The sequence below is a fragment of the Hamadaea sp. NPDC051192 genome (genome assembly GCF_040682475.1).
Classification (GTDB): Bacteria; Actinomycetota; Actinomycetes; order Mycobacteriales; family Micromonosporaceae; genus Hamadaea; species Hamadaea flava.
This window is the reverse complement of record NZ_JBFBAZ010000092.1, coordinates 1-14,969: the sequence shown is the minus strand read 5'-3', so window position 1 is coordinate 14,969 and position 14,969 is coordinate 1. Positions and strand designations below refer to the sequence as shown.

At 64.7% G+C, this 14,969-nt stretch carries 15 protein-coding genes; 10 read left to right on the top strand and 5 right to left on the bottom strand.

Going from position 1 to position 14,969, the window contains the following annotated elements:
- Positions 1–761: 761 nt before the first annotated feature.
- Positions 762–1,625: a hypothetical protein gene (locus AB0M47_RS29575; protein ID WP_363419795.1), complete on the bottom strand. Its 864-nt coding sequence runs from the start codon at positions 1,623–1,625 to the stop codon at positions 762–764.
- 461 nt (positions 1,626–2,086) lie between these two features.
- Between AB0M47_RS29575 and AB0M47_RS29570 the strand changes: the two genes are divergently transcribed.
- Entirely contained in the window at positions 2,087–2,761 is a 675-nt protein-coding gene (locus tag AB0M47_RS29570) for an HAD family hydrolase (protein WP_363419793.1), read from the top strand.
- Here the strand turns inward: AB0M47_RS29570 and AB0M47_RS29565 are convergent.
- Complete coding sequence (locus tag AB0M47_RS29565) at positions 2,751–4,019, bottom strand: helix-turn-helix domain-containing protein (protein WP_363419791.1); 1,269 nt, start codon at positions 4,017–4,019, stop codon at positions 2,751–2,753. The two genes, AB0M47_RS29570 and AB0M47_RS29565, sit on opposite strands and share 11 nt — an antisense overlap.
- 398 nt (positions 4,020–4,417) lie before the next feature.
- Between AB0M47_RS29565 and AB0M47_RS29560 the strand changes: the two genes are divergently transcribed.
- The 5 genes from AB0M47_RS29560 (at position 4,418) to AB0M47_RS29540 (ending at position 7,203) form a co-directional block, all read left to right on the top strand.
- Positions 4,418–4,726, top strand: a complete 309-nt coding sequence (locus AB0M47_RS29560) for a hypothetical protein (protein ID WP_363419789.1) — start codon at positions 4,418–4,420, stop codon at positions 4,724–4,726.
- Positions 4,723–5,820, top strand: coding sequence for a cyclophane-forming radical SAM peptide maturase AmcB (gene amcB, locus AB0M47_RS29555; protein WP_363419788.1), 1,098 nt, complete (start codon positions 4,723–4,725; stop codon positions 5,818–5,820). The genes AB0M47_RS29560 and amcB overlap by 4 nt, the downstream gene beginning before the upstream one ends.
- Before the next feature lie 35 nt (positions 5,821–5,855).
- Complete coding sequence (gene amcA / locus AB0M47_RS29550) at positions 5,856–5,990, top strand: multiple cyclophane-containing RiPP AmcA (RefSeq protein ID WP_363419833.1); 135 nt, start codon at positions 5,856–5,858, stop codon at positions 5,988–5,990.
- 68 nt (positions 5,991–6,058) lie between these two features.
- Positions 6,059–6,664 (top strand): pentapeptide repeat-containing protein, encoded by a 606-nt coding sequence (locus tag AB0M47_RS29545; RefSeq protein WP_363419786.1) that lies wholly within the window; start codon positions 6,059–6,061, stop codon positions 6,662–6,664.
- 11 nt (positions 6,665–6,675) lie between these two features.
- Positions 6,676–7,203 (top strand): topology modulation protein, encoded by a 528-nt coding sequence (locus AB0M47_RS29540; protein WP_363419784.1) that lies wholly within the window; start codon positions 6,676–6,678, stop codon positions 7,201–7,203.
- A 4-nt stretch (positions 7,204–7,207) separates the two neighbouring features.
- On the opposite strand, the gene AB0M47_RS29535 is transcribed toward AB0M47_RS29540, so the two are convergent.
- Positions 7,208–7,726 carry a hypothetical protein gene (locus tag AB0M47_RS29535; RefSeq protein ID WP_363419782.1) on the bottom strand — a complete coding sequence of 173 codons (519 nt, stop codon included), beginning with the start codon at positions 7,724–7,726 and terminating at the stop codon, positions 7,208–7,210.
- Between the two features lie 306 nt (positions 7,727–8,032).
- On the opposite strand from AB0M47_RS29535, the gene AB0M47_RS29530 reads away from it, so the two are divergent.
- From AB0M47_RS29530 to AB0M47_RS29515, 4 genes are all read left to right on the top strand, one after another.
- The gene (locus AB0M47_RS29530; RefSeq protein ID WP_363419780.1) at positions 8,033–8,278 is read left to right on the top strand and encodes a hypothetical protein; all 246 of its coding nucleotides are present in this window, start codon (positions 8,033–8,035) and stop codon (positions 8,276–8,278) included.
- 83 nt (positions 8,279–8,361) lie between these two features.
- Positions 8,362–9,243 carry a replication-relaxation family protein gene (locus tag AB0M47_RS29525; RefSeq protein ID WP_363419778.1) on the top strand — a complete coding sequence of 294 codons (882 nt, stop codon included), beginning with the start codon at positions 8,362–8,364 and terminating at the stop codon, positions 9,241–9,243.
- Positions 9,244–9,726: 483 nt separating this feature from the next.
- On the top strand, positions 9,727–9,876 hold the full coding sequence (locus tag AB0M47_RS29520) for a hypothetical protein (RefSeq protein ID WP_363419777.1): 150 nt from the start codon (positions 9,727–9,729) through the stop codon (positions 9,874–9,876).
- A 130-nt stretch (positions 9,877–10,006) separates the two neighbouring features.
- Positions 10,007–11,551 carry a recombinase family protein gene (locus AB0M47_RS29515; RefSeq protein ID WP_363419775.1) on the top strand — a complete coding sequence of 515 codons (1,545 nt, stop codon included), beginning with the start codon at positions 10,007–10,009 and terminating at the stop codon, positions 11,549–11,551.
- 238 nt (positions 11,552–11,789) lie between these two features.
- Here the strand turns inward: AB0M47_RS29515 and AB0M47_RS29510 are convergent, their stop codons facing one another.
- On the bottom strand, positions 11,790–12,848 hold the full coding sequence (locus AB0M47_RS29510) for a hypothetical protein (protein ID WP_363419774.1): 1,059 nt from the start codon (positions 12,846–12,848) through the stop codon (positions 11,790–11,792).
- Positions 12,845–14,969: hypothetical protein (locus tag AB0M47_RS29505; RefSeq protein ID WP_363419772.1), on the bottom strand; the 2,125-nt coding region annotated here is incomplete at its 5' end. The genes AB0M47_RS29505 and AB0M47_RS29510, both read right to left, overlap by 4 nt.

Genomic DNA, 14,969 nt, shown 5'->3' with positions numbered 1-14,969 from the left:
GGCCAAGCGGCGACCGGCGTGAAGCAGAAAATGCGCCTTCCAGGCCCAAGGCATATACCAGACCCTGTAGCAACGTAGATTTGCCCCAGGAGTTAGGAGCGTTTAGAACATTCAAGCCGTTGTTGAAGCGTGCTTCATACCTGGACTCACCCAGCGTGCTTTGAACATTTAGCGAGATGCTTACAAGCTCCATGGCTATGTCCCCGAAGCAATCGGTCGGCGCAGCGGCGCTCTATCACCAAGCCGCCTCCACATGCCGGCCTCAGTGATTTGCCCCAGACTCACAATGAGATGTTGCTCAGCAGCCATGAGATCCTCGGCCTGGTCTCTAATGGCGGCCACGAACTGACCTCCCCTCTCGGTTAGCATTTGGCGGCCGTTATCCTTTTGAGTAATTAGCCCCGAAGCTTGAGCAAGCCGCAGCGTATCATCCAAGCTAGGGTCCCAAGCGCGAAGCGTCCGAGGCGCACCAGCGGTGTTGTTCCAGAGTTGCACCAGAGCGCGCCCATTCTGCTCATCACGTAACGCCCAAGACAAGACATGCAACTGCTCCAGCGAGGCCGATTTGCCCCGGCACGAGGAAAGGCAGAGCAGGATGGAAGCAACCCGCCAAGCGGCGCGATCCCTTCCGGCCAAGGGAAGCGCCACCTGATCAAGGCGGAGTGCACCCGCCGGAAGTGGGCGGCGTGTTGGACGATTCCGGCCAGCGAGAGACGATGGCGGATACGGCGGCGCGATGTCAGACCCTCGTTCGAACGGCGTCATGGCGCCACCCGGAAGCGAAGAGGGCACGCTATCCACCACACGGCAACATAATGTCGCGCTAGACTTATGCACGCGATCTGAGATAGGGCGGGGACGTCAGTCGCGAATCCGTTCGCTAACGTTGAAATTAGAGCGTCGAGATCTGGAGCGCTCGCTGCGCTGCCGAGATTGCGTGTAAGGCCTCGGCACACTAACGCAGCACGCTTGGATACGGAATCAAACGCTAGGCTATATCTATCCCGTAGCGCCTCTAACTGCGCTTGCCCATAAATGTATTCCCAAAGAGTGTCTTGAGAATACTCCGTGAGCCATTCTTCGTCCGCAGCGAGATCCGGATGGACCATGAGCTTTTCGCGAAGCCGCAAGCCAATTTCATCCGCCGCTGCCGCAGACTCAATCTGCTCCGGAGTTGGCTCATCTACCCGGAGATTGATCGTTGGCCTTGCCCCAACACCCATCGCAGCTAGCTCCGCTGCGAACATCTCGCGATCGGACGCTACTAGTATCTCGAACGACTCATGACACCATTGCGAGCGAGGCGCCTCCGCACGCACTTTTGCGCTCTTGTATCGCGCATACTTCACGAGCTCTTTGTCGTCATATTCTGGCGTTAGCAGCACCCATCGCCGAATCAGATACGAGCTGCCGAGAAGCCGCATGGTCTCCGCCTCTTCGACCCGCAGCTTCCGTATATCAGTTCGAATCTTCTTCTTTTGTCCCTCGGTGATTGCGCTTATCGTAACCGCATCATCGGGCGCGTAGCACTGGTATACGACGCCATCATCTAGCCTGAATGCTTCGAGACCGCCATCACCGTTCGTACGATCTGGAATGAACTGGATGTCGGGGCCATAGCGCACGCCAAGAAGCGTGCAGCAATGATCTTGCCATTCACTTCCGGCCCACTGTACTCGTACAGACATCCGAACGCCCCACAGCTAGAGCATCTATCCCTGTTGGTATTGCCGGATCGTAACGAATCGTCAACGCACTGTGAACCCCCAAACGTGGATCACTGCGAACCGCCAAGCTCTTGAAAGTGAGCCGGGAGGTCGGTCCACGCGGAACGTCTGCAATGGATCAACCCAGCGTCTGCGCATGCGGATCAATTACAGCGCCCTCTAGTCGAAGGCTCAACCTAGTCGATGCGGAGATTCGCCAGCATCGAGCTTGTCCGTAAGAGTGAAACGGCGGGTCAGTCTCGCAGCAGGAGACGGTCCGCCGCAGTCTGCGTCCGAGCCCAGGGTGTTCCCGCCAGTACTTGGTGATCTTGCAACGTTTAAATCGACAGGCGCTGTCTTGCACGCTACGGTGCGGGGTCATGCGCCGTGCAGTGTTATGGGACATCGATCACACGCTCATCGAGACCCGCGGTGTAGGCCGCGAGCTGTATCAGGCGGCGTTCGAGCGGGTCACAGGCGTTCCGTTTCGTCGAGCGGCATCAGTGTCCGGCAGTACGGAGTTCCGGATCTTCTCGGAGACGCTGACGCTGCACGGCGTCCCGGCGGCGGGTGAGCTGACCATGGCATACGCGAAGGCCCTCGCTGCATTGCATGTCGAGCGCTACGCCGAACTGCGGGAGCGCGGTCGAGCGTTGCCAGGGGCACGCAACGGCCTTGTCGCACTCGATAAGAAGGGGTACCTACAGACCGTCGTGACAGGCAACCTCCGAGCCGTCGCCGTCATTAAGCTGCAGGCTTTCAGCCTCGACGACCTGCTAAATCTGCAGGTGGGCGCGTTCGCCGAGGACGGCGAAGATCGCGAAGAACTCGTCCGCGTCGCCATGACCAGGACCGCCGCTGACCGCGCTGTACTAATCGGCGACACACTCTCCGACGTCGCTGCTGCGAGGGCCAACGGCGTAGCCGTCATCGGCGTCGCAAGCGGACGGTCCAGCGTCGAAGAGCTTCGTAGCGCCGGAGCCGACCTCACCCTGGCCGACCTCACCGATCTGGACGAAGTGATCGCGGCCGTCGATCGTCTGACTACGGTATGAGGCCGATTCGTTCGCAGATTCCGCGAAGTTCAGCGTCGACTGCACGCGTATGCGCCCGGTGCAGGAGAAGCCGCACCAGCTCCGCCACGAGCGGCGCGCTGTGAACCTTTTGCGGCGCAATTCGTTCGGCGGCAAGGATCATGCGAAGGGCCTGCTTGTCGCTCTCGGAGCGAGCGAGAGCCCGTGCCGTATCGAGGTAGAAAGCCGCTTGGCGGCTGGGCGACGGCACGGCCTGCGGGTTGACCGCGCGCGCCAGAGTGACAGCGCGACCCGGATCGCCACCGTCGGTCTCCATAGAGACGCGCCAGAAGCCGATATTCGCCGGCCCGAACATGAGGCCGAAAGTGTCGGTATCGCCGACCTGCGCGGCGAGTCCATCAGCGGCCGAGAGCCGATCTGCGGCCTCGGCCACTCGGCCCATACCTGCGAGCGCGTTTGCGCATGTCAGATGGAGCTGGCCGAGCACTTCGATGTAGCCGAAGGCGCTCGCGGTCGTGCTGAGGTCGTCCGCGCCGCGTGAGGCAAGCGTGAACGTTCGCTGGTAGGAGCCACAGCTAGTCGCGGCGTTCGCTCGGGTCCATGCGGCGAGGCCAAGCATCACTGGATCCTCAAGCAGCTCAGCAGCCTGGTGTGCACGTTCGGCTGCGAGCCACGTCTCGGCCGGGTAGCCGACGTGCCGAAGCACGAACGAGATTGTGTCGCAGACCTGGACGAGCAGCCGCAGGGCTGTCTCTCGATCTGGCCCGAACGCTGCGGCGTGGAGTCCACGCAACGCTTCGCCAGCTCGTCGCCCGGCGCCTACGTAGTCACATCGGGCTCGGAGGTCGCGGATAAGGAGTTCCTCGCGTTCGAGCTGCTCGATGGGCACCGGCAGGGTATAGGGCGGCTCCGTCAGGTCGGTCTCGATGAGCGCCAGTCGGATTGAGGAGACGCTCGCCTGCGCTTGCGCGGTCGCCTTATCAGTCGGTATGACCGGTCCTCCGGTGAGTTCGCTTGTGGAGCAGCGCAAAGCGGTGGCGATGGCGGCGAGGGTGTAGCGGTTGTCGGCGCCCATCTGGCCGGTCTCGATCCGGGACCACGTTGAATGGTGGATTCCGGCTCGGTCGGCGGCCAGGCGGACGCTCATGCCCAGAACTTTGCGGCGCTCGCGGATGCGTTCGCCGATCGGCCTATCCATCACCACCGCCAATGCCCGCCCCCGATCGCCATCGATATCACCGTACGCGCATTCGACCGCACTGGTGGTGCGGATCTGCACCGACCTGGCTGTTAGTCGGGCATACGGTCCGGGCATCGGCATCCATCACGGACTTTGATCAGGTCGGACTCAGGTCCGCCGGGAGGAGACGGACTGCCATGCGCCACAACGCTTGTCTCATCGCCAACTCGGGGATCCTGCGCCCGCCGGAGGTGGCGGGGTGAGGACCTCTTTCGACTTTCCCGATGACCTGCCGCGGAGGAAGCGGAATCTGCCCGACTGGTCGAGTCTGGAAGACGTACGCACTTGGCGGTTCCGGCCTGTCCCCGTCGTGACCCGTCCGCTCGAACCAGCGCTTCGCGCGAACGCCGGGCTGCCTACGGTGTGGGCTACCGACGCCGAGACGATCAACCGATTGCTCACGTGGATGCGCCTTCGGGGATGGGGTGAGCCTCGTCATGAGCGAGCTGAATGACGTCGTGCAGCCGAGCCGCACAGAAGCCGAGATCGTAATCAAGATCGGGGCACGCGCCTCGATCATGCTCGACCTCGATGAACGCAACGGCGGTCCGCCGTGCCTGTGTATTCAAGGTGACTGCGTCCAGCTCCTGCTCTACCCGCACGGCTGGTACGAACTCGGCGAGGTCACGAAGGACGACCTCGACCGACTGTCCGACCTCGTCATCGACATCACCCGCATGCGGGATGCCGTCCTGCGCAAGCTGCGGCAGCAGGGCGTACTCGATGCTGAGGGAGCCCGGACATGACGCCAGTGATCTCGACGGCGTTCCACTCACTGGTAGTGCAGCCGACGACGCTGTGCAACCTCGACTGCGGCTACTGCTACCTGCCCAGCCGCAAGCGACAACGCTTGATGACCACGGCCGTCGCCAAGCATCTCGCCGCCTCGATTGCTGAGCAGGCGAGCACCCGCCCGGTCGAAGTCATCTGGCACGCGGGCGAGCCACTGACTACGCCGAAGGGCCACTTCCGCGCCCTGCTTTCGGAATTCGAGACGTTGCGCCGTACTGGAGCCTGTACTCATAGCGTGCAGACAAACGCGACGCTGCTGGACGAAGCCTGGTGCGACCTCCTCAAGGAGTACGGCTTCCGGATCGGTGTCTCCGTCGACGGTCCGGGCGGGCTCTGCGGCGAGCGGGTCGACTGGCGCGGGAAGGCTGCGATCGACAAGATCGAGCGCGGCATCGCAACCCTCCGGCGTGCCGGCCTGCACTTCTCGGTCATCTGCGTCGTAACGGAGGCAACGATTGCACACGCCGATGAGCTCGTGGGCTACTTCACCGACCTCGGCTGTTCTTCGGTCGGGTTCAACATCGAGGAACAGGAGAGCCTGACCTCAACGCGACACAGTGTCAGCTCCGAGCAGGCTGAGCAGTTTTGGGACTCGCTAATTCGTAGACGTACGGCCGGGTCGTCGTTGGCCATTCGCGATCTCGATCGGCTGCACGCCTACCTCACCGGCAATCCGAGGCCGCCGAAGAGTCACGACCCGCTGCCGACCGTGGCGTACGACGGGGACACCGTTGTGCTGTCACCCGAACTGCTGGGCGTCACGTCGGCCGACTACGGGGACTTCCTCGCCGGAAACGTCCTCCGGGAATCCATCTCCTCGATGCTCGCCCGCATGCATCGGCTTCGCTACGTGGCCGAGTTCGCCGGGGCGCTTGATCGGTGCGCGGTTTCCTGCGAGTTCTGGGACTTCTGCGGCGGCGCACAGGCTGGCAATAGGTACTTCGAGACCGGCAGGTTCGACGTGATGGAAACCGCGTACTGCCGCAACACAAGACAGGCCCTGGTCCGCGCGGCCGTCAAGCAACTGCGAAAGGAGGTGAACGCGTGACGATCTTGGAAGAGCTGAGAACTGTGCGGCCTCATATGCTCGCTCGATCCGGTGAGACGGCTTCCACTCCGCCGATGCCGGAAGGCAAGTGGGACAACAGGCCGTCCTGGGACAACGGCCCAAAGTGGGACAGCCGCCCAACCTGGGACAACTGGAACAAGACCAAGTGAATCTGACCGGGGTGTCGGCCGCGTCGAGTACGCGACCGACACCCAGCTTCCGCCTACAGTGAGGTTCGATGGAGACCCGAAGACTGCGCGACACCACAGCCGTCCTACCTGGCGAGGAACCCGACGACCTCGATCAGGTCGACGCTCCGCCACGCCCCGGCAAGGCCGTTTCTGACGTCCTAGTCGATAACGACGTCTGGACGAGAGCGGAGCTCACGAAGGTCGCATTGTCCCGGAGTTGGCTGCTCAACGCCGACCTGTCCAGCATCCGCTGGGACGGCGGCGCAATCGAACGATGCGTCTTCCGTGGCTGCACGCTTGTCGGTGCCAACATTGTCGGCGTCGTGCTCAAGAACGTGATCTTCGAGAACTGCCGCCTCGACTACGCGACCCTGTCCCAGCTGCGCACCGTCGGTCCCGTGCTGTTCATCGGCTGCTCACTGACCGAGACGACGTTCCAACACACGAATCTGTCGGCCGCTGCGTTCGACGGCTGCAAACTGGCTGCCACCAGCTTCGAGGAATGCGACCTGCGGGGTGCTGACCTTCGGGGCAACGACCTCACCTCGATCACCGGCATCTCGTCGCTGCGGGGAGCACGCCTGAGCGGGACGCAGCTAGCCGGCCTGACCGAGGCGGTCGTACGAGACCTTCAGCTTGACGTTCGCCGGTAAGCGAGCCTGCGTTGGAACGGATTGTCGTCATCGGCAACGGGGGCAGCGGCAAGTCCACCCTCGCTCGCCAGCTCGCCATGGCCCTCGACCTGCCGCTCACCCACCTCGACGCCGTTTACTACGACGAACGATGGCAGCCACTGCCACACGAGGATTTCGCCGCTGAACAGCGACGACTCGCCGCTCGGGAACGATGGATCATCGAGGGTAATTACGCTTCCACGCTGCCGATCCGGCTCGTCGCCGCTGACACTGTGATCTTCCTGGACCTGCCCGCCATCGTCTGCTTATGGGGCATACTCCAGCGTCGTCTGCGGTACCGAGGCGGCCAGCACCAGCACGACGGCGTCTATGACCGCATCACCTGGAACTTCCTCCGGTACGTCGCAGGCTACCGGCGCACCATGCGACCGAAGGTCCGAGCCGCAGTCGCCGAGCACGGATCTGCCGCTCGCGTGTTTACTCTCGTCAGCCGTCGCCAGGCCAACTCCTTCCTCACGCGCATATCGGCACACCAATCAGCGGTCACGGGCGAATGAGCATCTATGGATGCGGCGACGGACGTCTGAAGGCCGGAATCCGGCGACGGCACCGGCTGTCCCAGTCGATGTCTGGACTCGCCCAGCATGCGGCGCACCCTCGGCGGCTGCCGTGGTGGATCAGCAAATGCTCGCACTTCGTGCACTCACCCAGATCAGCCACACCCCATGCGACGGCACGAGTGCCGGATAGGTAGCCCTCCAGCCACACCCGTCGCAGCTCCAGCTGGCTAGGCCCGCGATGGTTTCGATCGAGGCGCTTCGCCGCCATGGACTGCGCAAGGTCCGCCGTCGCGAATCGTGCCCACGACTGTCGCGCCTCTTCCAAGACATCCAGGGCGTCGAGTAGCTGATTATCCGTCCAGCCTTGTCGCGTGGCCCCGACCATGATGCGCAGCCGCCCGCGGGTCGCCTCGAAGCCGAACAGGTTGAACTGCTCAAGGCATTCGTGAAGGCACATGACACGTCGGCCGAAGGGCTGCGTTTGGTCGCGTACTCGGCGTGCCGACGCGCTGAAACTCACGGAGGCACGTTAACCATCTCGAGCTTGCAGAGCGCGCCTATTTCGCCCTGGAACCTGACCGAGTCTGACAAGACCTAACAACGCAGGTCAGAACTGGTGACGAGGTTCTGTAACTGCATTGACCGCCTTCGGTTAACCGACCTACCCTGGACTTCTCGGTCTCGTTTGGCCGAGCCGTCCCGCTCGCTGGAGTGCGATTGTCCGGGGCGGTGACCCTGACCGCTGTTGTGGCGGTCGGAGGGGAGGTCCTCCAACACTCCCGCGCATGTCCGCGGACTTGATGGCTCTCGTGTTGACGAGTACGCCGTGTTGGAGGACTACGACGCCGTACGAGACGCGACGTCGCCTGCGTTCAACATCACCGTTCTCGCCTCCATGAGCCGTCGCGCCGTGATCATCGCGCGACGGCTCTTCGTCATTCCCTCACACGGGCGGGCGAGTCGGCTTCGGGTCCACACCGATGTGCTCCTCGGGGTCGACAAGGCCGTCCAGCTTCAAAATGACGCCCTCAAGCACCCGGCTCCGCCCTGGCAGCCCAGGTCAGACACCTGACCGGCGGGCACAGCGGGGTGCAGAAGACCCTTCGGGTTCTCCCCTATGGGTGCGGGGCACCAACACCTATCGCAGGAGGCGTTATGCGAAATTCAGATCGCGTGCTGCGAGTGCAGCATCAACTCACTGAGCGGGACTGGCGTCTGCTCGGCTGGCTCTACGACCATGCCGTGCTCACGAGCTTCCAGATCGCGCACGCCCTGTTCCCGAGCCTCAACCGTGCCCAACGTCGCCTTTCCCAGCTGACCGGGCTCGGTCTGGTGGAACGGTTCCGGCCGTTCCGTCTGGAGGGCGGCAGCCACCCATATCACTACGCCCTCGCGCACACTGGGGCGCTCATCGTCGCCGCCACCCGCGGTGACGAGCCGCCCCGCCGCGCAACAAGCACGACGCGGCTGCATCGCATCGCCACCAGCCGCAACCTCGATCACCGGCTCGGCATCAACCAGTTCTTCACCGATCTCGCCGGACATGAACGGCTACACCCCGGCGCGAGGCTGCACCACTTCTGGCCTGACACGAGGCTGAACCGGTTCTTCAACCCGCCAGGGACCAACGCTTTCGGCCTGGTCAACGCCGATGCGTTGGGCGTTTGGGCCGAGCGCGGGCAGACCGTTGCCTTCTACCTGGAGCACGACACCGGCACCGAGGCGCTCACGGTCTTAGTGGACAAGCTGACCGGCTACGGCAACCTCGTACGCCGAGGCGGCCCGGCCTGGCCGGTGCTGTTCTGGCTCCACTCGACCACTCGGGAGGCGAACTTGCACCGCCGCCTCGCCGACCGGAAACTCAACGTTCCCGCCGCGACGGCCGCCCGCGACCGACTCGACGGCAAGAACCCGGCCGAGGCGGTCTGGCACCTGCACGGCGCGGCAGCCCCTCTCCTTCGCCTGGCCGAGCTGCCGATGCCCGGCACCGTCGACCCGGCCGAGTTCGACAGCGCCAGTCCCGGGAGAACCCGGTGACCAGCGCTGTCAGGTCCTGACAGGTTCGGATGATCCCGCCAGACCTGACAATTCCTGACCCGTGGTGCCCGGCTTGACATCTGTCCTGAATGGAGCGGGGATCGACCCGACCCATGCCGATCACCGGGATGGACGACCGGACGGGACTGCACCCGGCCGGTCCCGGGGGACCGCGTACCGCAGCGGGACCGGGACCTGATCCACCACCGGGACCCACAGCGGGACCAGCACGGGACCACGGCGGTCCCCGAGCGAACCGACAGCGGGACCACGCCATGACCAGCAATTCCAACGCATGGATCAACCGAGAGGAGTCCCCATGGACGTCAACCGCGCTCACCGCGACGAGCGCCGGCCCCAAGGAGGCATATGCCACCACAAGATCCAGCCGGACAGGCTGATCACCACGGAAGCGAGCGGAACGGGACCGCGAAGCGGACCAAGAGGGACCGTCACGGCCGCCGCGACGCCGCGAGCGGGACCGTGCGGACCGGTCCCCGGTACACGGTCGGCCCGCCCAAGACGGTCCCGATGACACCCGACGAGTACGCCAGAACGGTCCACGCCTGGGCGGTCCTGATCGCCGCTTGGTGGACCGACAACCCACCCGAAGAAGACGAGCACCACGAATAGCCCCGAAGCGCTGCGGCCGAGAAGGAGACAACTCGGCCGCAGCGCCCCACGATATGAGGACGTGATGAACATGGCCCAACGCAACAGAGCACGTAAACCTATAGAACGCGACGCGACCGGCACCGTTCGTGTGGCCGTCTACACGCGACGGTCCACCGACGAGGAGCACCAACCGTTCTCGATCGAGGCCCAGGACACCAAACTCAACGCCTACGTCACATCGCAACCCGGCTGGCACATCGTCGAGCGGTTCACCGACGACGCCTCCGGCGCGAAGATCGACCGCCCCGGACTGCGCAAGGCACTCGATGCCGCCAAAGCGGCGAGATATGACCTGCTGCTCGTCTACCGGCTCGACCGTTTCACCCGCCGCATCCGCGATCTCGCGGTCCTCATGGACGAACTGGAGAAGGCCGACGTCCATTTCCGCTCCGCGACCGAACCGTTCGACACCTCCACCCCGGCTGGGCGGATGCTCGTCCAGATGCTCGGCGTCTTCGCCGAGTTCGAGCGGGAGATCATCATCGACCGCGTACGCAACGGCATGGAACGCAAGGCAGCCAAAGGCAAATGGACCGGTGGACCGGTTCCGTACGGCTACCAACTGGACCGCGATCTCGACATCCCAGTCCCGGATCAGAAGGAAGCCGCCGTCGTCCGGCAGATCTTCACCGCGTACGCGCGAACCAGGGTCGGGACCAGAGCCATCGCCACCGCACTCAACCAACGCGGCATCCCTACGAAGACCGGTAAACCCTGGTCCGGGTACACGATCGGGCGGATGCTCGCCAATCGCGTCTACCTCGGCGCGAAGGTCTTCGGCGACATCAACGTCCCCGATGCCCACGAGCCGATCATCAACGCCGACCTGTTCGACGAGGTGCAAGAGATCATGACCGCCCGTGGCGAGCCCGGCTCCAAACGAGCCGCGTCCAACTCCGAGTACGACCTGACCGGGCTCATCACGTGCCCGGCCTGTGGCCTGAAGTACATCGGCACCTCGGCCCAGGGGCGCAGCCGGACATACCGCTACTACAGCTGCTTCTCTCGCGTCCGCTACGGCGGCCATGGCTGCGACTCCCCGCGCGTACCCGCGAAAGAACTTGATGAAGCTGTCTTCGACGCGCTGCTCGCGCTCTACGCGGACACCGACCTGATCGGCGACGCGGTGATCGCCGAGCGGAAGCATCGCGCCGGCCAGCATGAGGCGGACCGCGCGGAACTCGCGGCCGTGACCCGCGAGATCGAGCAGGCCGAAGCCGCGACCGGCCGCTACCTACGAGCCTTCGAGGAGGGCAGCCTCGCCGCGGACATCTGCGGCGAGCGGGTCCGCGAACTCAAGATCCGAATCCAGCAGCTCACCCGTCGACAGACAGACCTGGAGCACTCGCTCACGTCGGCACCGGGCAAGCCGAGTCAGCAGGCGATCGACCAGCTCCGGCGCGACCTGGCCCACGTCTTCCGGCACGGAACGCCCGGTCAGCGCAAGGCGCTGATCGAGGCCAACATCGCGGAGATCCACTTCGACGGCGACCAACTGATCCCGGTCTTCAAAGTGCCCGAGGAAGCAACAAGGCCGGTCGAAAATTCGACCGGCCTGGCATCGGTTCGCGCAATGGAACCTGTGGTGCGCCGCCAGGGACTCGAACCCCGAACCCGCGGATTAAGAGTCTGATCGACAGATATCCATGTCGTGCCATGGTGTGCCTGTCGATGTCGCCTCGTGCCGGTTTGTGCAGGTCGGCGGAGTAGATCTTGAACTCGTGTGACGTTGCGTGCTGCCTGGTGACATCCCGGTACATCGCATATGAGCACACGACGAGCACACATAACGGACCAGACTCCGATATGGTCTGGAGCGTTCATGCCTACGCACAGCCACGAATCGGCTGACTGCGGCTCGCGGGACGCCCTCAAGGGTGGCTGAGGGAGCTCGCCCAGCGCGTGATGTGATCCGACGGCACGGCTTCCTGGGCGACTCGTGCCGCCGCATCGCGGACCGGGACGAGGGCGTCCCACAGGTTGGGGCCGAGCCAATTGTGGCCGACATTGTCCGGCCAGCTGATGTGGCCCACGTCCTGCAGCGGCCGTGATGACATTGCCTCCCACAGCGCGCTGGCGGGTTTGATCGCTGGGGCGCCGATCGAGTCAGCGACGCGGTGGGCGTCGGCGGCGATGGTCAGTCCAGCTGGGTCCAGATCACCCCAGTACCAGACTGTTCCCCGGATGGGGCCTTGCCCGGCGACGTCGACGGTCAAGGTTTCTACCTGCGAGGGGAAGGAGTTGCCGCTGCCCCATGCGACTCTTCCAATGGGATGCCCGGTCAGAGCTCTCAACTCGGTCATGGCGACCCAGAACGTGTCGCTGTTTTCCACGACGAGCAAGTCGGGCCCTGGGCCGACCTGAGCGGCGGGCAGCGGTGGGGGTACGCGGCGGCAGGCGAGCAGATCAAGGTTGAGCCGGTCGGCTGCGAACATAGCGGTTTTCGCGAGCGCATCGAGCGCCTTCTCATCGCCCAGCACCTCAACCGAACGATAGCGGACCGGCACGATTGTGGACGGGGTGTCGGCGGTCTTGGCCAGCCAGTCGTTGATGGCGATCAGGTCACGGAGTCGAGCGTCGGAGAGGCTGGGCAACGACGCGGCCCATCCCAGCTCTGCCCGCCACGGGAAGCGGATCCACGCGCGATCTCGAGGTGGCCGGCGGGCTCCCACTACAGCGATGGTTCGTGGCAGCGGCGGGGTTGTGGATGTGTCCCAGGCATGAGCGGGAAGTTCGATCACACCGCTGCCGGACAGGTCGCCCAAGGCGACCGCGAGCGCAGCGGCCTGGTGCGGAGAGCCGATCAAACGAGGCGCTGCTTGCGCCCACAGTGGCCATAGCTCGTCCAGGTTGACCCGGACGGCGGCGCGGGTTCGTAGCGCTTCGGTGAGGGCGGCGATCTCCGATGTGCGTGGCGACTCTTCGGTCATGGGCGGATCTCATAGGTTGTGGCGTCGACCCAGTTCTGCGGTGCGGACGGGTCACGGCCACCGAGCAGCCCGGCGATGACGTCGACACCGTCGACGACCCGGGTGCGCAGGCGTAGGAACGACAGGTTGCGTCGCAGATCTCCATCGTTGCGGAGTTTGACGATGACTGACCCGGTGCCGGAGAACGCGGCGTCGACGCCGGCGTCGTGAAGGCCGGTGGCGCACACCAGTTGCAGGCCGGTGCGGGCAGCGAGGCGATGCTGCATGGCAATCAGTGCTTCAGCGGAGGCCGCGCCGAAGGGATTGTCGAGGATGAGAGTTCCCGGGGGTCGTGCCCCACCGGGCCGGTGGCTGCTGCGCACTCCCGACAGCGCGCAGTAGACCAGCACGGCGAGGGTCAGCACCTGTCCGCCGGAGAACTCCTGAGGAATCCGGTCGGGTGGGCAGTAGACGACCTTGCCGTCGATCCGAGGTTTGAGGATCTCGATCGTCCATGGTCCCGCCCGGGGCCGGTCGACGACGGTGTCGCGGATCGCGTCGGCCAGCCAGCGGGACCGTACGTCCGTGGATTGCGCCCGTTTCGGATTGGCGGCCAGCTCGATTGCCCAGGCGTCGATGCGGTCGGCCAGCCGGGCCGCGGCTTCGGCGTCGGGTGCTTCATCGAATCGGATCTTGATGGCGGGTTGGTTGGACAGGTCACCGAGTCCATCCGGTAGCCGAGAGGTGCGGCTGACCTCGCGTAGCAGGCGGCGCTGGTCGCGGCAGACCGCGACCAGTTCGTCGCGCAGGATCGCCCGATGGGTGTCGAGGTCGCGGAGGTCAGCGGCGGCCGACTCGGCCATTGTCCGCAGACGCTGCGCGAGCACTGGCGCTTCGGTGACGAGGTCAGGATCGGGCAGGCTGCGTACGCGTACCGCGGCCGGCGTGTCGAGGTCTTTCCACCGAGGTTCGTTGGCTGCGGAGTGGACCTGCTGAATCGCTGTGCGCAGGTCGTTCGTGGCGGCGCGTTCCTGAGCCTCAGCCTCACGGTTTTGCTTGATCAGCGTACGCATCTGCTCACGCGCCGCGTCCTTGGACCCGGTATAGACGCTGACGGTGGGTATGGGATCGTGCGGCCACAGGTCAGCGGTGTCGGTGAAACCGGAAACATCGACGGAGAGGGCGTCCTGCAGCTGGACCGTGTCGGTTTCCTCCGCGATGGCGGCGTTGAGCCGGGACAGGACGTCGGTGTTGTGTGCCTCCAGGCGGGCCAGAAGGCTGGGGACATCGCCGGGCAGGACGGGGCGCCACTGTGGTGCTGTGGCGAAATCGATGTGGTTGTTCCGATCCCCGGATGGCGGCGCGGCCTCACGGACGGCTTGTCCGGCCTGTTCTCGTTCGTGTTCGGCGCGGATGAACGCGAGGCGTAACTCACGAGCGGCGCGGTCGGCGCGCCGCTGGGCTTCCTGGAGGGTTTCGGGCGATGACGCGGAAATCGTACCGGCGAGTTTCTCTGCCAGGTCGACCTCGGGTGCCTGAAAGCGGGCGAGGCGTTCGGTGGTCGCGGCGAGCCTGTCGCGTGCTCGCTCGAGGTGAGCTGCCTCGATCATGTCGCGTTCGGCCATCGACAGTTCCGTGCGCAGCGTTTGCCAGGCGCTGCGGAGCACTTCGACGTTGCCGCCGGGATCTGGGGCGTCGGCTTCTACCGGGATGTCGCGGCGTTCGCGTTCGAAGTCGACGCGTCTGGCGCGCGCGGCTGCAGCGAGTTCTTTCTGGTTGGTGACCTCTGATGCGGCGGCGGCGCGTATCCGGGCGGCCTGGGTAACGAGGTTGGCAGCGGTCGCTCGTGCGGTCTCGACCTCTGGCCGTTCTGCGGCGGCAGTGGCGGCTTGACCGGCGATCGTGGCGAGCGCAGCGGCGTGCCGAACATGCTCGTCGGCCGCTGCGGCTCTGCGCCGGGCCTCGTCAGCGGCGTCTCGGTGGGCACCAGCTGCTTCGCGATGAGCGGCTGCGATTTTGCGATGATCTTCTCGTTGGCCGGTAACCTCGGCTAGTGGTGTGACATGAAACGTTGACCCGGTAATCGGATCGATGTGACTATATCGATGTTTGTGGTTTCTGTGTTGAGTGCGCGGAGGTATC